General features: G+C 49.2%; 17 protein-coding genes. 7 read left to right on the top strand and 10 right to left on the bottom strand.

The annotated features are described in order from the left end of the window. Window positions 1-16: 16 nt before the first annotated feature. The 3 genes from HUN05_04640 to HUN05_04630 are packed head-to-tail and all read right to left on the bottom strand — an operon-like array spanning window position 17 to window position 4,081. Window positions 17-1,879, bottom strand: coding sequence for an ATP-dependent helicase (locus HUN05_04640; GenBank protein ID WDP84523.1), 1,863 nt, complete (start codon window positions 1,877-1,879; stop codon window positions 17-19). A gap of 30 nt (window positions 1,880-1,909) precedes the next feature. Then, on the bottom strand, window positions 1,910-3,265 hold the full coding sequence (locus HUN05_04635) for a phosphomannomutase/phosphoglucomutase (protein ID WDP84522.1): 1,356 nt from the start codon (window positions 3,263-3,265) through the stop codon (window positions 1,910-1,912). Window positions 3,266-3,274: 9 nt separating this feature from the next. Next, window positions 3,275-4,081 (bottom strand): undecaprenyl-diphosphate phosphatase, encoded by an 807-nt coding sequence (locus HUN05_04630; protein WDP84521.1) that lies wholly within the window; start codon window positions 4,079-4,081, stop codon window positions 3,275-3,277. A gap of 328 nt (window positions 4,082-4,409) precedes the next feature. Here HUN05_04630 and HUN05_04625 point away from each other — a divergent pair, with 328 nt between their 5' ends. Beyond that, window positions 4,410-5,561, top strand: coding sequence for an OmpA family protein (locus HUN05_04625; GenBank protein WDP84520.1), 1,152 nt, complete (start codon window positions 4,410-4,412; stop codon window positions 5,559-5,561). Window positions 5,562-5,650: 89 nt separating this feature from the next. Here HUN05_04625 and HUN05_04620 read toward each other — a convergent pair whose 3' ends face one another. The 6 genes from HUN05_04620 to HUN05_04595 form a co-directional block, all read right to left on the bottom strand. After that, window positions 5,651-6,079: a transcriptional regulator, TraR/DksA family protein gene (locus HUN05_04620; protein WDP84519.1), complete on the bottom strand. Its 429-nt coding sequence runs from the start codon at window positions 6,077-6,079 to the stop codon at window positions 5,651-5,653. A 59-nt stretch (window positions 6,080-6,138) separates the two neighbouring features. Continuing rightward, window positions 6,139-7,308 (bottom strand): IS4 family transposase, encoded by a 1,170-nt coding sequence (locus HUN05_04615; protein WDP87926.1) that lies wholly within the window; start codon window positions 7,306-7,308, stop codon window positions 6,139-6,141. A 247-nt stretch (window positions 7,309-7,555) separates the two neighbouring features. Beyond that, entirely contained in the window at window positions 7,556-9,490 is a 1,935-nt protein-coding gene (locus HUN05_04610; protein WDP84518.1) for a molybdopterin biosynthesis protein, read from the bottom strand. An 18-nt stretch (window positions 9,491-9,508) separates the two neighbouring features. After that, a complete protein-coding gene (locus tag HUN05_04605; protein ID WDP84517.1) occupies window positions 9,509-10,735 on the bottom strand; it encodes a molybdopterin molybdotransferase MoeA in 1,227 nt (408 codons plus the stop codon). After that, window positions 10,732-11,958 (bottom strand): LL-diaminopimelate aminotransferase, encoded by a 1,227-nt coding sequence (locus HUN05_04600; GenBank protein ID WDP84516.1) that lies wholly within the window; start codon window positions 11,956-11,958, stop codon window positions 10,732-10,734. The genes HUN05_04605 and HUN05_04600 overlap by 4 nt, the downstream gene beginning before the upstream one ends. A 67-nt stretch (window positions 11,959-12,025) precedes the next feature. Next, window positions 12,026-12,178 (bottom strand): hypothetical protein, encoded by a 153-nt coding sequence (locus tag HUN05_04595; protein ID WDP84515.1) that lies wholly within the window; start codon window positions 12,176-12,178, stop codon window positions 12,026-12,028. An 812-nt stretch (window positions 12,179-12,990) separates the two neighbouring features. Between HUN05_04595 and HUN05_04590 the strand changes: the two genes are divergently transcribed. The 4 genes from HUN05_04590 (at window position 12,991) to HUN05_04575 (ending at window position 15,063) form a co-directional block, all read left to right on the top strand. Further along, the gene (locus tag HUN05_04590) at window positions 12,991-13,500 is read left to right on the top strand and encodes a hypothetical protein (protein WDP84514.1); all 510 of its coding nucleotides are present in this window, start codon (window positions 12,991-12,993) and stop codon (window positions 13,498-13,500) included. After that, a complete protein-coding gene (locus HUN05_04585) occupies window positions 13,500-13,811 on the top strand; it encodes a hypothetical protein (protein WDP84513.1) in 312 nt (103 codons plus the stop codon). The genes HUN05_04590 and HUN05_04585 overlap by 1 nt, the downstream gene beginning before the upstream one ends. Window positions 13,812-13,885: 74 nt before the next feature. After that, window positions 13,886-14,332 carry a transposase gene (locus HUN05_04580; protein WDP84512.1) on the top strand — a complete coding sequence of 149 codons (447 nt, stop codon included), beginning with the start codon at window positions 13,886-13,888 and terminating at the stop codon, window positions 14,330-14,332. Window positions 14,333-14,352: 20 nt separating this feature from the next. Then, window positions 14,353-15,063 carry an IS6 family transposase gene (locus HUN05_04575; protein ID WDP84511.1) on the top strand — a complete coding sequence of 237 codons (711 nt, stop codon included), beginning with the start codon at window positions 14,353-14,355 and terminating at the stop codon, window positions 15,061-15,063. Here the strand turns inward: HUN05_04575 and HUN05_04570 are convergent. Continuing rightward, the gene (locus tag HUN05_04570; GenBank protein WDP84510.1) at window positions 14,999-15,520 is read right to left on the bottom strand and encodes a YjbQ family protein; all 522 of its coding nucleotides are present in this window, start codon (window positions 15,518-15,520) and stop codon (window positions 14,999-15,001) included. The genes HUN05_04575 and HUN05_04570 overlap by 65 nt on opposite strands. A 152-nt stretch (window positions 15,521-15,672) precedes the next feature. Between HUN05_04570 and HUN05_04565 the strand changes: the two genes are divergently transcribed. After that, complete coding sequence (locus tag HUN05_04565; protein WDP84509.1) at window positions 15,673-16,092, top strand: SH3 domain-containing protein; 420 nt, start codon at window positions 15,673-15,675, stop codon at window positions 16,090-16,092. Then, a complete protein-coding gene (locus tag HUN05_04560) occupies window positions 16,089-17,006 on the top strand; it encodes a M48 family metalloprotease (GenBank protein WDP84508.1) in 918 nt (305 codons plus the stop codon). The genes HUN05_04565 and HUN05_04560 overlap by 4 nt, the downstream gene beginning before the upstream one ends. The last annotated feature ends 6 nt before the right edge of the window (window positions 17,007-17,012 follow it).

Below are 17,012 nucleotides of genomic sequence, written 5' to 3'. Positions count from 1 at the left end.
CCTGTCCGGCCCGGCATCAGGCCAGACACTCCCTGATATTATCTATAAACCGGCTGCGGGTGGAAAACTCCCCTTTGCGATAATTGGCATGGCTCAGATATAAAAAGCGTTCCGCCCGGGTCATGGCCACGTACATGAGGCGGCGCTCTTCAAACAAGGCCTTGTCCCCTTCATCAATGGACCGCCAATGGGGAAAAAGCCGTTCTTCACACCCCACGATAAACACCGTGTCAAACTCCAGCCCCTTGGCCGAATGGATGGTGAGCAGGGCCACCCCGTTTTCGTCCTGGGCGTCGTCCTCATCCTTGTCCTCCCGGATCAAGGCCGCCTCTTCCAGGTATTCAAGCATGGTCTCCTTGGACCTGGCCGTGTAGACAAGCTGCTCGATATTTTCTTTTTTGGAAATATACTCTGCATCGGTTTTGGTCTTTTTCTTGAGATAGTCATAATACCCGGTCCGATCCAGCACCGTCTCCATGGCCATGGCAGGGGCCATGTCATGGATGGTCTCTAAAATATCGATCACATCGCTAAGGTTTTCATGGACCTTGGGGGTGAGGACCCGATCCTTGACCATGGTCCTTGCGGCATCCTGGAGGCTGTCATTTCCCGTGCGCACCCCTGAAATTTTCTTGATCATGGACGGCCCGATTCCCCGCTTGGGCGTATTGACGATCCGTTCAAAGGAAAGGTCGTCATTGGGGAAATAAGAGGCGCTTAAATAGGAGTTGATGTCTAAAATTTCCATGCGCTCAAAAAATCCCTGGGCACCCATAAGCCGGTAGGGCACCCGGAAGGCCCTGAAAATTTTTTCAAAGGGCAGAGAGCAAAACTTGGTTCGGTAGACAATGGCCATCCGGTCATAGGGGATGCCCTGGCCCTGCCGGTGAAGGGCCTTGATCCGCTTGGCCGACCATTCTGCCTCATGGGAATCGGACATAAAATCATAAATCTCCACCACCCCGCCCTTTTTCTGTGAAAAACAGCGTTTTTCCATCTTGTCCGGGTTGTAGTCGATCATGTCATTGGCGGCCTGGACAATTTCGTCGGCAGACCGGTAATTTTCCTCAAGCCTGAAAATCTTTGCATCCGGATATTTATCTGAAAATCCTAAAAAATGATTTACGTTGGACCCCCGGAACCCGTAAACCGCCTGCCAGTCATCCCCCACACAGAATAAATTGCGATGGCTGCCCAGTAAAAGCCCTGTCAGATCCTCCTGAAGGTTGTTGGTGTCCTGGTATTCATCCACCAGAAGATAGGTGAAATATTCCCTGTAGCTGTTGCAGATCTCTTTGTTGTCCCTGAGCAGATCCCTTGTCTTTAAAAGAATATTATCAAAATCCACACAGTTCATCTGGGCCAGCCTCTCCTCGTACTGGTCAAATATATCTGCCATACGGATATTGTAGAATCCCGGGTGAAGATCAAAATATTTGCCTGGGTCCCCGAAATTTTTGGCCCGGGAAATGGCGGAAAGAATCCTTCCGGCATATTTTTTCTCAATATTGTTTTTCACGCAGAGTTCCTTGACCAGCTTGTCCTGCTGGTACACGGAAAAGACCTGGACAGGCGATGTATACCCCATGATCTGGCAATGCTTTTTCAATATCATAAGACAGGCGGAATGATAGGTTCGAACCCATTCAAAACTTTGGGCAGAAAGCCCTGTCATCTCCATGAGCCTGGATTTCATTTCCTGGGCTGCCTTGTTGGTAAAGGTGATGGCCAGAATCCGTTTGGGATCATAGCCGGCGGCGGCAAGATGGGAAAACTTGGCCGTCAGGGTTCTGGTCTTACCTGAACCGGCTCCCGCAACCACGAGGGCCGGAGAGCCGGTATGATGAACGGCTTCTTTTTGGGGTTGGGATAAGAGCATAAATTTTACTCACCCCGGGCATGCCCGGCGTTAGTGGGTCTCCTCAATAATAATTTTCAAATCCGCTTCAATTTCGCCTTTGATCTCTTCCAGCCGGGACTGGGTCAGGGCCTCAAACCGAAGCACCAGGGCAGGCTGGGTATTGGAGGCCCGCACAAGCCCCCATCCGTCAGGATAAAGGGCCCGCATCCCGTCAATGTCAATGACATCCTGCTTGATCTTATACAGGGCCACAATTTTTGCCACCACATCAAACTTGATCTCATCCGGACATTCCACACGGATCTCAGGGGTGGTATAGGTTGTGGGAAGATCCGATATGAGTTCGTCCACCCCCAACCCCGTATCTGCTATAATTTCCAGCAGCCGGCAGGTGGCGTACAGGGCATCGTCAAATCCAAAATACCGGTCCTTGAAAAACATATGGCCGCTCATCTCTCCTGCAAGCGCGGCGCCTGCCTCTTTCATTTTTTTCTTGATCAGGGAATGGCCGGTTCTCCACATCACGGCAATGCCGCCAAGTTTTTTGATCTCATCGTACATGACCATGGAGCATTTAACTTCGGAGATAAAAGTAGATCCGGGTTTTCGTTTTAAAATCTCCCTGGCAAAAATGATCATAAGCTGATCGCCATAAATGACATTCCCGTATTTGTCCACCACCCCGATACGGTCGGCATCCCCGTCATACCCCACGCCCAGGTCGAGATTTTCTTTTTTAACCAGATCAATGAGGTCAACAAGGTTTTTTTTCTGGGTGGGGTCTGCCTCGTGGTTGGGAAACGAGCCGTCCAGATCGCAATAAAGATCGCGGACTTCGCATCCCAGAGCCTTGAGCACCGGCAGGGCGGTAATGCCCCCGGTGCCGTTGCCCGCATCAATGCCCACCCTGATTTTTTGGGTCAGATTGATATTGTCCAGAATCATGGCCTTGTACGGGGTGATCAAATCGGCCTGTTCAAGCTCTCCTTTGCCCTGAACAAACTTTCCCTGTTCAATGATTCTCCTGATATCCTGCAACCCCTGGCTGTGGATGGAGTCCAGGCCGCTCATGAGTTTGAACCCGTTATATTCCGGAGGATTATGGCTGGCCGTCACCATGGCCCCGCCGTCAAGGTTCAGGTGGTGAATGGAAAAATAGAGCACAGGGGTGGGGCAGGTGCCGATATCTATGACATTGCAGCCTGTGGATAAAATGCCCTGGATAAACGCCTTTGAAAAGGCTTGGGATGTATTGCGGCAGTCCCGGCCCACCGAGACTTTTTTCCTGTTCTGCTGGGCTAACAGCGTGCCATAGGCCCTGCCGATGGCCTCGGCGTCCTGTTCTAAAATCTCATCCCCGACTATGCCGCGGATGTCATATTCCCTGAAAATACCAAGATGCATGGGTCCTCCTTAAACAAAATTCGATATAAGTGCCAGGATACCGACCAGCCAGCAATAGGGTGCAAAAAAATGAAATTTGCCGGTATGAACCAATTTTAACAAAAACTTCAATGCGGCCAGGCCGACGATAAACGATACAATTGTACCATAAATCATGGCAGGGTCAATCCCGTCCCCTGTTTCCAGTACATCCTTTATGCTGATTACCTGGGCGCCGCAGATGGCAGGCACGGACAAAAGAAAGGAAAATTTAGCCGCCCGGATTCTGTCCAGGCCTGAAAACATGCCGGCGGCAATGGTGGAGCCTGACCGGGAAATCCCCGGTATCACGGCAAGTCCCTGAACCACCCCAATAAATAAGGATCGTTTGATGGTAAGCCCGGCATTGGCATTGGTATCCCGGTAATATTTTCTGGATATCCATAAAAGAATGCCGGTGACCATGAGCATGGCCCCCACCAGAAAAGAAGAGGTAAAAAGAATCTCTTCAAACTGCTTAAGTCCAAACCCGATCAGGGCCGTGGGTACAGATCCTGCTATAATACACCCGGCAAAGTTGAGGTTTTCCCGGTTTTCCTTGGCCAGCCTGCCCCCTAAAAATTGAAACACCGCCACAAGGATATCTTTGATATCTGAAAAATAGACCACCAGGACTGCCGCCAGGGTGCCCATGTGCACGGCAATGTCAAAGGTAAGGGCCGATTCCGTGATATTAAAATAGATCTGCCCCAAAACCAGATGTCCTGAACTGCTTACCGGCAAAAATTCGGTCAGCCCCTGGAGGATGCCGAGAATAATTCCCTGATATATTTCCATTCGTTTCCCGCTCTAAATATTTGCGCTATTGGCCCCGGGGCCAGCCTGGCATTCGTATATAATTCCTGGCCCTAAATTGCAAGATTTAAAAAATGGGATGACCCCGTGAAATTCTTCGGCGAACACTGTTTTTTCATGGGTGACGAACCAAACGATTTAAAGTCCAAACCCCAATTAAATTGTCGTAAAATTGAAAAAAGAACGGTTGATTTCATTTATTTTCTCATGTACTATACTTGATAAATTTGTCTAACGTTTCAAGTAATGGTTAAATCTAACCCCAGACCGAAATCAATAGCAGTAGTTAAAAATTCAAAAAGGAGAAAAAATGAACAAGAAATTGTTGGTCCAAAGTTTATTGTCCATAATCGCCTTCCTTTTCTTATTTGGATGCGCGACCAAAAAAACCGTAGAACACCCCTCATTTTCAGCCAAAAAATTTGATGCAGCCATGTACAAATCCAAGGTGGATACCTTTGTGATCGTGCTGGACGCCTCAAGTTCCATGAGGCATGGAGACAAAGGCCATTCTAAATTTGTCACTGCCAAGGCCATTGCCGAACGACTGAATATGACCATCCCGGAACTGGGTCAGACCGCCGGGCTGACAACCTTTGGCCATGCCGATTCAGTCTCCAAAAACCTGACTGAACGATTTTACGGGATGACTGAGTACAATTCTGCCGCCCTTGCGAACAAGCTTGCCCTGGTAACCGAACCTGGCGGCTGGAGCCCTCTGGGAACCGCCCTCACCGCTGTGGCCACAGACCTTGAAAGCACCGCCGGCACGAACAATGCCGTTGTTATCATTTCAGACGGCCTGGATATGGAACCCAAAATCGCGCAGGTTCAGGCCCTGAAAGACAAATACGGATCATCTATCTGCTTTTACCCCATCCAGGTGGGAAGCGATCCCAAAGGCACAGCATTCCTCTCGGAAGTCGCCCGGATCGGAAATTGCGGCTTTCTTTCAAATGCAAATGCCATGATGAGCAGCAATGCCATGGCCGCATTTGTTGAAAAAGTTTTTGTGGAAAAGACTGCGGCCAAAAAAATGGCCATGAAAGACAGTGACGGGGACGGGGTCTATGACAATGAAGATCAATGCCCAGGCACCCCCCAGGGCGCCAAAGTCAATGCAGTGGGCTGCTGGACCCTTGACCATGTATTGTTTGACTATGACAAATCCGAGATCAAGCCTGCGGCCTATCCCATGCTTGACGATGTGGTTGTCATCCTTGAAAAAAATCCTGCCATGAGCGTTGAACTTCAGGGGCACACCGACAATGTCGGCACCAAAGAGTACAATATGGCCCTCTCTTTGAGACGGTCCAATGCCGTTACCCAGTATCTCGTGGACAAAGGGATTCTCAGAAACCGCATGGCCACGACAGGCTTCGGGTTCACCAAACCGGTTGCCCTGAACGGTACGGATTTCGGACGTTCACTCAACCGAAGGGTTGAAATTCATCCCTATTAGTCTCTAATCCCCCAAGGGGAAAATTGACGACAAAATCAAAAGGCCCGGAGTCTATTACTCCGGGCCTTTTTTTCCTGATTCCTTTCTGATCAGGAAGACAATCTGCCCGGAAAAATAAACGCCTGGCCAGCCTCAGCCTCTGCCACGGCATGGACGGACATGGCAGCAAAGGGAATAGCCTCCAGACGGCCCAATCCGATTTCACTGCCCGTGAGTTCGCAATATCCAAAACAGCCCTGATCCATCCGCCCAAGGGCGCGGTCCACCTGATCCATCATATGGGAGCAACGCTCAAAGGTTTTCACCTCAAAATCAAGCCCGACATAGGCATTGCTCCGGTCAAGGATATCGGCCTGAACAGATTCAAGGGTTTTAATTTTTTCAATGGTCTCTGCGATTTTCCGACTCAACGCCTGTTTTCGCCTTATTAATTTCTCTTTAAAATAATGAATCTGGGAGTCACTCATATAGGGTTCATTTTCACTGGGAACATATCCGCCTGCACGCACACCTGTCATGACCTGGCCTCCATAGTATGATTATCTAAAAAAACTTAAAAATACTCAGTGATGTCCGGTTAGGTTTTTGCTTGCTCAATAATTTTTTGATCTTTGACAATATTGTCCCTGTTTGAACTATGAGAGCCCTGCTCCTCGCAGCCAAACAGGTCATTTAGAATGGCGGTTCGCAGCTGCCGAACTCTTTTGATCGTGACCTTTTCATTAAACTGTTTTTGGCAATGGATTGCCAGTAACAGGTAAGTGATAAGGCCGCCAAGAATCTGAACCATAAGGCCGTATTCACTGCGGGCAATGAGATGATATACCTTCAGATGTTCTTTCCACCATTTGAAAAAATCCTCAATGGTCCACCGGAGTTTATAAATTGTTGCTATTTGTTCCGCTGTTAAATCATGCCTGTCAGTTGCCACATAGTATTTGACGCCAGCAATTTTATAGCCAACAACCCGAACAGGCCTTTTCGTCTGGTTTTGATTCGGAGTACCAAGTTTAACCAGTGCATCATAAAAAATGTAGCTGTCGGAAGGGGTCTCGTGGTTATCAATAATTGTTCTTGTTGTCCTGGTTTTTATACGGCAGACAAAATGTTTGCCTTGCTCCTGAAGCAGGTCAAATTCTTTATGGGATTGATATCCACGATCCATAACACCTGTTTGCCCCTTGGAAAGTATTTTGGGAACAAAAGTGCGTTCAGCGCCGTTGCCTTCAGTCAAAAAGATTTTGTTTGGGATTCCGTGATTAATGTCAAATCCGCAATGTACTTTGGCTTTTTTACTTCCTTTTCTGTAGTTCGCCCAGTGCATTGAAAGGACTGCATTTATGAGACTACCGTCAATGGAAACCAACTCTCCTAACTCGGCGTGTTCACCCGGATGACACTCAAGAGCCTGTTTATAAAGATCCTCAAAGATAAATTGCAGTTGTTCGAGTCCCCTGTGATTGATGGCTTCACAGAAACTACTACGGCTGATACCACCGTTTGGCGCAATATTTTCTTTAGCAAAAACATTCTCCTTGAGATCCTGAATTAAATGTCGGGCAGACTTGTGCTCCTGAAGATGGAAATAAACTAAAGCATTTATCTGGTCTTCGAATGTCATTTTTAAAGGGCGGTCTCCTCGAGATTGTAATTCCGGTGCTTTTGAAAGTGACTTTATCAGAGGGCACCTGAAATTGTCAAAGTTCAGGGACCGTAGTTGTTTTTTAGGGACTGAGATGTGCGTCATTTGAGCTCCTTGAGTTAAATTTTCAAGGCGCACAAAAATTTTTACGCACATTTGTCAACACAAAACCGACTGTTTTTTCAATGATTTTAGATGCTTTTTATATGCAACAACCTAACCGGACACTACTGAAAAATACTGGCACATGGTTTAACAGGGCGGGATTAAAAACAGATTGTAACTAAATTAGAAAAAAATGAGGCCCTGCCCCGGAAACAGGTTCCGGGGCAGAAAAAACAATGGATCAGATTCAGGCAGATTGATATAGGGTCTCTCCTGTTTTCTCCACCCCGTATCCTCCAAGCGCCAATACCCTTTCCTTAAACTCGCGGGTTTGGATGGTTTTCACCAGGGTCTGGATTTTTCGCAGGTGGAAAAATTTTTCAGGAATGACCAGATCGTAGGATTCCGTGACCACGAGCAGAAAGTCAAGATTCAGTGCCAGGGCAGCCGCCTTTATGCCCAGCCCGGCCCTGGCCCGGCCGGACAACACGGCAACCGCCACTGACATATGGGTATATTCGTCATTTTCATATCCAGGAATATCCTGTGGATCAATGCCCAGTTCCTTGAGCTTGTAATCCAAAAGAATCCGGGTGCCCGAACCTGGCTGGCGATTGATAAACGGGATGCCGGCCTGTGATATATCTTTAAGACCTGTGATATTTTCCGGATTGCCCTTTGGCAGGATCAGGCCCTGCTCCCGCATGACCAGGTTGACCAGGCGCACCGGGATGCCGGAAAGGTATTTTTCAATATAAGAGACGTTGTAACTGCCGTCCTTCGGATCCAGAAGATGGGACCCGGCCATATGGCAGGCCCCTTTTTTGATGGCCATCAGTCCGCCCATGCTGCCCACGTGGCTTGAAGAGATCCCCACCCCCGGGGTGTTGAACCGGATCTGGTCGGCCAGAAGATCCAAGGTATTGTCATGGGACCCTGTGATAACCACGGTCTTTTCAATGGCATCCAAAGGCCTTAAGAGATGGACCTCAACTTTTTGGGCCTCCGCAATTCCCTCCACCTGCCTGGGAATCCGGATAATTCCGTCGGCTTCGGTCAGGGTGGTGATGCTGCCGGCCCCCCTGGGCAGTTGAGAAGAGATGAGTTTACCGTCCACAGATCCGATCTTCACCCGCAAAAACTCTTCCTGGCCCAGTTTGGAGGCCACCTTCCTTGCAGGGGCCACCTCAGCCATCTCTCTTTTGACCTTGGGCAGATGCTGCATTTTGGCGAGCAAAGGGCCTGCAAATTCTTCAAAGGCCACAATGGCGGATACCGGATATCCGGGTATGCCGAAGACCGGGGTGCTGTCCACCCTGCCGAACATCACAGGCTTGCCCGGCATCATGGTCACCCCATGGACAAAGACCTCTCCCAAGGCGGAAATCACAGGCTTGGCAAAATCCATGGATCCGGCAGAGGACCCGCCGATAATCATGACCATGTCATACCCCTTTGCCACCCCGTCGGCAACCGCCTTTTGAATGGTCGGCAGATCATCCTTGAGCATGGAATGAACCTCAGGCAAGGCCCCGTAGTCCCGGCAGAGCGCCCCGAGCACAACTGAGTTGGACTCTATCACATCTCCGGGCACCATGGTTTCAGGGGCAGCCTCCTGCCATGGTTTAAGCTCTGAACCCGTTGGGATGATCAATACCCGGGGCTGTTGCCTGACCTCAACCCTGAACACCCCTCCTGCAATCAGCGCCCCCATGGAGTAAGCGTTGATCTCATGGTCCCTGGGGAAAAGCAATTGGGTGGCCACAATATCCTCTCCCATCTTTCGCACATACTGCCAGGGAAAGGCCGGGGCCTCAATTTCAATGATTTCCTTGTCCAAAATGTTAAGATTTTCGATCATGATCACGGCATTGGTCTCTTTGGGCAGCACATGGCCGGTATTGACCCAAAAAGCGGTTTTACCGATTTCAAGGGTCTTGGGCGCATCTTCACTTGCCCCGAACGAAACCTGGGCATCCAGGGCAATCCCGTCCATGGCAGCCGCATGAAAATTGGGTGAGGAAATCGCGGCAACCGCCTGTTTGGACAGTATCCGGCCTTTGGCATTGACCACATCCAGAGTCTCAACCCCTGTTATATTTTTTTTAAATTCAGTAAAAAGACAGTCTTTTGCCTCTTCAATGCTTTTCATGTCCAGGTAGATATTTCGCTTGGCATTCATTTGGCACCATTTTTCTTATTATAAAAGTATGACCTCAACCGGGCTGTTTTTTTCCAGACCTTCTATATTTTCCCCGATGTCCAGCAGACCGTCCGCATGGACCATGGTCCGGATGAGACCTGATTTCCCCAATACGGGCCTTGCCTCAAGCCCCTTTTCCCCCTGTTCAAGGGAGACCCGGATAAAATCCCTCCGGCCCTGGGCGGATGCCAGGTTCCGGGTCAGCCTGGCCGGCACCCGTATCCGGCGGTTCGTCCCGGTTTTTCCCTGGATATGTTCCAGAAAGGGGATCACGGCAATTTTAAGGACCACCATGGCAGAGACCACCTGGCCGGGCAGACCCCAAACCGGGGTGTTGCCGGATCGGGCCAGAATGGTGGGCTTGCCCGGACTTACGGACATGCCGTGGACAAGGATATGGGTATCTTCCAGCCCTGACAATACCTCCACAGTATAATCCCGGGTTCCCACGGAACTGCCCCCTGAAATCAAGACCATATCTGTTTCCAAGAGGGCTTTTTCACACACCTGTTTTAATGCATCAGGATCGTCTTTGACGATGCCGTACCTCATGGCCTTTGCCCCGGCCTCTTCAACAAGGGCGGACAGAGAATAGGAATTAATATCCCGGATCTGACCCGGCCGCGGGGTCTGGTCAATGGGAATGACCTCATCCCCTGTGGAGATAATGCCCACCCGTGGGATTTTAAAGACCTCAAGGCTTGAGTATCCAAGGCCTGCAGCCAGCCCCTGCTCCTGGGGCCGGACTTGGGTGCCTTTTTTCAATACCACCTGGTCTCGGGCAAAATCTTCAGATGCATCAATCACATGCTGAAGCGGGGCCACGCTCTTGTAAATTTCCACGGAATGATCGTCCACCGCCTCGGTGTGCTCCACCATGACCACGGCATCGGCGCCAGGGGGCAGCATACCGCCGGTGGCGATCCGGGCGGCCTGGCCATGGGTCAGCTTGAAATCCGGAATTTGCCCCATGGCAATGCTCCCTGCAATTTCCAGCCAGGCCGGGCCGGATTCAGAGGCCCCAAAGGTTGAAGAGGCCTGGACAGCATAGCCGTCCATGGTGGCTCTCATAAATCCGGGCATATTCTCCCTGGCCAGAATATCCCTGGCCAAGACCCTGTCCAGGGTCTCTTTTGTGGCAATGGTCTCGGTATCCACCGGGAAAAAGGTCTCGGCCATGGACAATACCTCTTCCAGGGACTTTACATTGAAAAAATGATTCATTTTAAGGCATCTTTCACCCGTTCCATGGCCAAGGTCACATTTTCAAGACTGTTAAAGGCGGAAATCCGGATATATTTATTTCCGCAGCCGCCAAATCCCCCGCCCGGGGTGCAGACCACACCGGCCTTGTTGAGCAGAAGATCAAAGAAATCCCAGGAATCACGGCCCTGGCCGTCAATCCAGATATAGGGTGAATTTTCACCACCCACATGGTCAAAGCCCAGATCGGTCATGGTCTTTCTCACCACCTGGGCATTGGCCAGATAATCGTCAACATAGGCCTTGACCTGGACCTGGCCCGCCTCTGAATACACCGCTTCTGCCGCCTTTTGCACCGGATAGGAGACCCCGTTGAATTTGGTGGTATGCCTCCGGTTCCACATGGCATGGAGGGAAAGGGGGGAACCGTCAGCCCCATAGACCTTGCAGGCCTTGGGCACCACGGTGAATCCGCAGCGTGTTCCGGTGAATCCTGCGGTTTTTGAAAAGCTTCTAAACTCCACCGCCACCTCTTTTGCACCCTCAATCTCATAAATGCTTCTAGGCAATTTTTCATCCCGGATAAACGATTCATAGGCCGCATCAAAAAGAATGAGCGCCTTGTTCTTTTGGACATAATCCACCCAGACCCCAAGCTGTTCTTTGGTTGCCGTGGCACCTGTGGGATTGTTGGGAAAGCAAAGATAGATCAAATCCACAGGTTCTTTGGGCAGTTCAGGCATAAAATGGTTCTCTTTTAGGCAGTCCATATAGACAATGCCCTGGTAACGGCCGTCCACACAGTTGCCGGTCCTGCCGCCCATGACATTGGTATCCAGATAAACCGGATAGACCGGGTCGGGAATGGCAATTTTAATATCATTGGCAAACAGCTCCTGGAAATTGCCCGTATCGCACTTGGCACCGTCACTGACAAAAATCTCATCGGGCTGGATATCCGCCCCCCGGGCCTGGAAATCATTGACCGCAATGGCCTTTCTCAAAAAATCATACCCCTGCTCAGGACCGTACCCCCTGAAAGAGGCATCTTGGGCCATCTCTTCAACCCCTTGACGGAATCCGTCAACAATGGCCGGTGCCAGGGCCCGGGTCACATCCCCGATCCCCAGGCGGATCACATTTTTTTCAGGGTTGGCTGCCTGGAAAGCCTCCACCCGCTTTGCAATATCCGAAAACAGGTAAGACGCCTGTAGCTTATTATAATTTTCATTGGCCTTGATCATCGTAATTTTCCTTTTCTATATTAATGGATTCAGCCTGGCCAAGAGATCCTCTTGGGTCAGGCTGAATCTAAAATGGCTTTTTATCCAAAATACTTTTAGCCAAAACCCGGACCGATGTCAATTCAGAAAACCTGTGTCTTTCCACCATCAAATCTCCATCTTCCTGGCTGCCCTTGGAAAGTTCTTCTTTTTGATCATACCAAATAATTTTTAAAATCATCCCGCAACCCAGACAAAAAATGAATATGACACCCTTGCCTTTTGAGACCCTCTTATAAAGGCCGGGTAATATGTGTTTTATTGATTTGCCGGATATTAATTTTATCCGGTATTGCCCTTTCCCTGGTACTTGGTTTAAAAAAGATCTGTGCCCTAACCCGGCGGGGCACGGGTGGGGACTTCACCTAAAGCATTCCCGGTCGTCCTGACCGGAAATGCAGCGGACGCTCTGATGATTTGCTGTCCTGCAATCATTATAGAGCTCACGCCGGTTCAGCATCCCACCCGCACCCCGCCTGATTTCCCTGGTAAACTTTCACGGCTGTAAATTCTCCAAAAAAATTTTAGGACCCCAGACAAAACAAGGGGTTTTGAGAAATGGCAATCAGCAAATTTTAATAAACGGCGTTCGTAAACCAGGGTCTCCAGGCTGTGGCGGGGAGAGCTTGCCAGCGGCGTGAGTACAAACCGGATGTCAGGACGACAAATCCGGTTGTACGCCCGCTGTGTAGCGGATCAGGAAGATCCGCGGAAGTTTAGCTGGAAGCCCTCTTCGTTACGGCCGGGTTCAGGGTACCTTTTTTCGGAGCTTTGGGAAAAGACTCCATCAAGGGCGCTATAGCCGTCCGCGTTTATGCTGTTGTTATGCGAATTTTGTTATTAATCTTCTACATCTCTGTAGCCAATAGAAAGACCTTCTGAGTTTTCAAGACCAATACCGAAAGCTGTTAATACACCATCCCCTCTGTGACAATATAAGTGAGACACTTACCCCTTGATAAATTAGTGTAGGGCGGGTAAGGCAATACTTATATGAAACCGATAAAAATGAACCCACTACCAGAGTCCGAAAAACAGGCAGCCCCCAAGGAGGCACCAATGGAAGGAGCCCATAGGGCGACTGGAATTGGTGCCTCCTTGGGGGGACAGGATTCAATCCCTGATCCTGAAGTTCCTGAGAAAAAGCCCCGGCGTAATTTCACTGCTTCTTATAAACTGCGTATTCTCCAAGAGGTTGAAAACTGCAATGAATCCGGAGGAATAGGTAGGATACTTCGAAGAGAGGGCCTCTATTCTTCAAATTTAGCCGATTGGCGCAAAGCCCGGAATAAAGGACTTCTCAACGCCATGGCACCTCGAAAGCGAGGGAGGAAATCCAAAGAGAAGAACCCATTGGCAACAGAGGTCGCCAGACTTCAAAAAGAAAAATCTAAATTAGAGCATAAGTTAAAACAGGCGGAACTCATCATTGAAGCCCAAAAAAAAATTTCTCAGATCCTGGGAATCCAACAAAATCTGGACGACCTCAAAGGAGACGACTGATGAATGCCGCCCTAACGTTAAGTCACGATCTTGGGAAAAAGCCTTCATGTGAGGCTTTCGGTGTCCCTCGCTCATCTTTTTATAGGTTTTATTCTCCGAAAAAACAGGTGAAATCAAAGCGGGGCAGCTCTCCTCTTTCTTTGAATCCTGATGAACAACAAACGGTTTTGGATATTTTTCACTCGGACACGTATCGAGACCAGGCCCCATACCAGGTCTATGCCAAGGAAAATACTATTGCTCCATCAGAACGATGTATCGGCTTCTTCACAAAGAACATGGTTCTGTGCCGGAACGAAGACGGCAGGTAAATCGCCCGAAATATAAAAAACCTGAATTGCTGGCAACCGGACCGAATCAGGTCTGGTCCTGGGATATTACCAAGTTGAAAAGCGTCACAAAATGGACTTATTTCTATCTGTATGTAATCATGGATATTTTCAGCAGGTATGTTGTCGGCTGGATGGTCGCCCATAGGGAACAAACAGCATTGGCCAAAAGGCTTATTGAGAAGTCCTGTGAAAACCAAAATATATTACCCGGTCAGCTTGGACTTCATGCAGATCGGGGAGCCAGTATGAAATCCAAAGGGGTTGCCCAGCTTCTTGTCGATTTAGGGGTAACCAAAACCCACAGCAGACCGCACGTCAGCAATGATAACCCTTACTCTGAAGCTCAATTTAAAACATTGACATATTGTCCAAAATTTCCAAATCATTTTGGTTCGATTGAGGATGCAAGAACCTTTTGCCAGGATTTTTTTAGATATTACAACAAAGGGTTCTGTTGCAAAAAATTATTAATGTCTGATACAAGTCCGTTTTGGCACTAATTTGTTTGCAGAGAGATAGTATGAAAAATGAAAACCCTTTCAAGTGGCGTCATTATGAAAAAGAAATCATCCTATTGAATGTTCGCTGGTATCTGAGATATCAACTGAGTTACAGGAATCTGGAAGAGATGATGCAAGAACGGGGCTTGTCTGTGGATCACAGTACCATTTACCGATGGGTTCAGCGCTATGCTCCTGAAATGGAAAAGCGAAGCAGGAAGTATCTGCGGCAATCAAATGATTCTTACCGTATTGATGAAACATATATCAAGGTGCGGGGGAAAATGAAGTATCTTTACCGAGCGGTCGATTCCCGTGGAAATACCATCGATTTTCTTCTTCGCAGCAGACGTAATATGGAATCTGCCAAACGATTTTTTAAAAAGATGCTGCGAGCTTCCAATAGCTCCAGACCTCGGGTTCTGAGTGTTGACGGAAATCCTGCATATCCTCCGGCAGTAAAGGCTTTGAAAGAAAAAAAGCTTCTGAATAAGGACTGTATCCTAAGACAGAATAAATATCTGAACAATATTATTGAGCAAGACCACCGGTTTATCAAAAAGCTTGTCAGAGCTGGTATGGGGTTCAAGACATTTCATTCTGCCTGGCGGACGCTAAAAGGCTATGAAATTATGAACATGATCAGAAAAGGACAAGTTAAAAATATTAGGAAGGGAGAAATTTTAAAGCAGAAAGAATTCGTCGAAAATCTGTTTTCTTATGCTGCGTAAATTTTACGCCTGAACGATCTCTTTGTCCTGGAAATATTTTTTGCAACAGAACCATTTCCCGGGTTCTCGGGCTGTTGTCATGGTTGATGACCACGGTCTGCTGCCAGTCGCCCAGGGCCAGCCTTGCCTCCCGGATTGGAATAGAGATGGAAGGGCCTAAAAGGGCGGCCTGGACGTGGCTGTGGTCGTTGCCGTCATGCCAGGCAAGTTCGTGGTCATAGAGCCTGCCCGGGGCGGCCAGTTCATTGATTGCCCGTTTCAGGTCATTTACCACCCCGGGTTCATACTCAATGGTGGTGGCAGCCCCTGTGGAGCCTGGAACAAAAACATGGGCCATGCCGGTGACAATACCGGCCCCGGACACCAGGGCGTTGAGTTCATCTGTAATATCGCAGATGTCCACCCCGGTCTCCATATCGCAGGTTATGGTATGGGTGCTCATTTTTAAGTCATGCATGATATTTTGAATACCAGGATTTGCGATTTTAGTAAAGAACGGACTGGGGGTGGCGGGCAAATATGTAAGATGGGGTAAGAACTTGATTTAAAAGCCTTTGTTGCATATACTTAAAACCTATTGGGTAAAATGTGTAAAGGAAAGACATCATCATGGACCAATCAATGAGCGTTCAGGTCAAAGAGAGCCATATCAGACAACGGCCCTCTTTTTTTTCCCCGGTAATTATTGTCCTGGCCTATGGACAACGGGTGACGGTTTTATCCGAGGATAATGGGTGGGTAAAGGTGAGCACCTTAAGGGGCACAGGCTTTGTCCACGGGTCTGCCCTGACCCCAAGGCAGGTTATTCTCAATCCTGGGAAAAAAGATGTACAGATGGCAGCCTCCTCTGATGAGTATGCCCTGGCCGGAAAGGGATTCAACTCCCAGGTCGAGGGCCAGTTCCGGGCCCGGAATCCAAGGCTTGATTTTTCAGCCATAGACAGAATGGAAACCTATAAAGTCTCCCAGAGTCAGATCAGGCAGTTTCTGATCCAGGGCAAGCTTTCGCCTCAAGGGGGAATTTCATGAAATCCAATACCCGCAGAGAATTTTTAAGTTCAGCCCTATCACTTGGGGCCGCAGGCTTTTTTATGGCCGGATGCAAGACCATGGACACGGTTACCCAGGCCATGAAGGAGAGCAATCTTATCTCTGATTCCCAGGCAGCGTCTTTGAACCGGGTGGGAACTGCCGTGGGCAAAAGCTTTGAAAGCTTTACCCCGGAACAGGAATACTATATCGGCAGAACCATCGGTGCCATGGTATTGGAAACCTATCCCCCCTATAACAACCCGGTTGCCAATGCCTATCTCAACCGGTTGGGCCAGACCCTGGCAACGGCCTCTGACCGGCCAGAGACCTATGCCGGGTACAGGTTCATGATACAAAATTCAAATGAGATCAATGCTTTTGCCGCCCCCGGCGGGTTTATCTTTGTGACCCGGGGGCTGATCCACTGCTGTCCGGATGAAGATTCCCTGGCCGGGGTTCTGGCCCATGAAATCAGCCATGTCGAAAAAAAACACGGACTTGGGGCCATTCAGCAGTCCAGGATTACCAAGGCGGTCACCATCCTGGGCCAGGAAGGAACAAAGCATTTCGGTTCTGGGGAAGTCAAGAACCTAACCGCTGCTTTTTCCGATACCATTTCCGACATCACCCACACCCTGGTGGTCAGCGGGTATTCAAGGGGGCAGGAAAAAGAGGCAGACCTTGCCGCCGCCGAACTTGTGGACCGGGTTGGGTATAATCCCCAGGGCCTGATGCGGATGCTTGACCAGATGTCCTCCAGGCTTGAGCCCAATGCCCGGGATTTTGCAAGGACCCATCCGTCTCCCCAGGACCGGATGGCCGTGCTCAAACGGGTTGTAGGACCGTATAAACCCTATACAACGCCTGAACAGCGGCGAACAAGATTTTTCCAGCAATTGTCCAAGGTTTAAGCCCAA

The sequence above is a fragment of the Desulfobacter sp. genome (assembly GCA_028768545.1).
Classification (GTDB): domain Bacteria; phylum Desulfobacterota; class Desulfobacteria; order Desulfobacterales; family Desulfobacteraceae; genus Desulfobacter.
The sequence above is the reverse complement of the archived record's forward strand: the minus strand, read 5'-3'. Positions and strand labels throughout refer to the sequence as shown.

Coding starts and splice junctions, on each gene's coding strand:
- HUN05_04560 (WDP84508.1), top strand. CDS start 16,089: ATGAAATCCAATACCCGCAGAGAATTTTTAAGTTCAGCCCTATCACTT.
- HUN05_04620 (WDP84519.1), bottom strand. CDS start 6,079: ATGACAGGTGTGCGTGCAGGCGGATATGTTCCCAGTGAAAATGAACCC.
- HUN05_04635 (WDP84522.1), bottom strand. CDS start 3,265: ATGCATCTTGGTATTTTCAGGGAATATGACATCCGCGGCATAGTCGGG.
- HUN05_04595 (WDP84515.1), bottom strand. CDS start 12,178: ATGATTTTAAAAATTATTTGGTATGATCAAAAAGAAGAACTTTCCAAG.
- HUN05_04605 (WDP84517.1), bottom strand. CDS start 10,735: ATGAATCATTTTTTCAATGTAAAGTCCCTGGAAGAGGTATTGTCCATG.
- HUN05_04565 (WDP84509.1), top strand. CDS start 15,673: ATGGACCAATCAATGAGCGTTCAGGTCAAAGAGAGCCATATCAGACAA.
- HUN05_04615 (WDP87926.1), bottom strand. CDS start 7,308: ATGACGCACATCTCAGTCCCTAAAAAACAACTACGGTCCCTGAACTTT.
- HUN05_04610 (WDP84518.1), bottom strand. CDS start 9,490: ATGAATGCCAAGCGAAATATCTACCTGGACATGAAAAGCATTGAAGAG.
- HUN05_04640 (WDP84523.1), bottom strand. CDS start 1,879: ATGCTCTTATCCCAACCCCAAAAAGAAGCCGTTCATCATACCGGCTCT.
- HUN05_04630 (WDP84521.1), bottom strand. CDS start 4,081: ATGGAAATATATCAGGGAATTATTCTCGGCATCCTCCAGGGGCTGACC.
- HUN05_04585 (WDP84513.1), top strand. CDS start 13,500: ATGAATGCCGCCCTAACGTTAAGTCACGATCTTGGGAAAAAGCCTTCA.
- HUN05_04575 (WDP84511.1), top strand. CDS start 14,353: ATGAAAAATGAAAACCCTTTCAAGTGGCGTCATTATGAAAAAGAAATC.
- HUN05_04625 (WDP84520.1), top strand. CDS start 4,410: ATGAACAAGAAATTGTTGGTCCAAAGTTTATTGTCCATAATCGCCTTC.
- HUN05_04590 (WDP84514.1), top strand. CDS start 12,991: ATGAAACCGATAAAAATGAACCCACTACCAGAGTCCGAAAAACAGGCA.
- HUN05_04600 (WDP84516.1), bottom strand. CDS start 11,958: ATGATCAAGGCCAATGAAAATTATAATAAGCTACAGGCGTCTTACCTG.
- HUN05_04570 (WDP84510.1), bottom strand. CDS start 15,520: ATGCATGACTTAAAAATGAGCACCCATACCATAACCTGCGATATGGAG.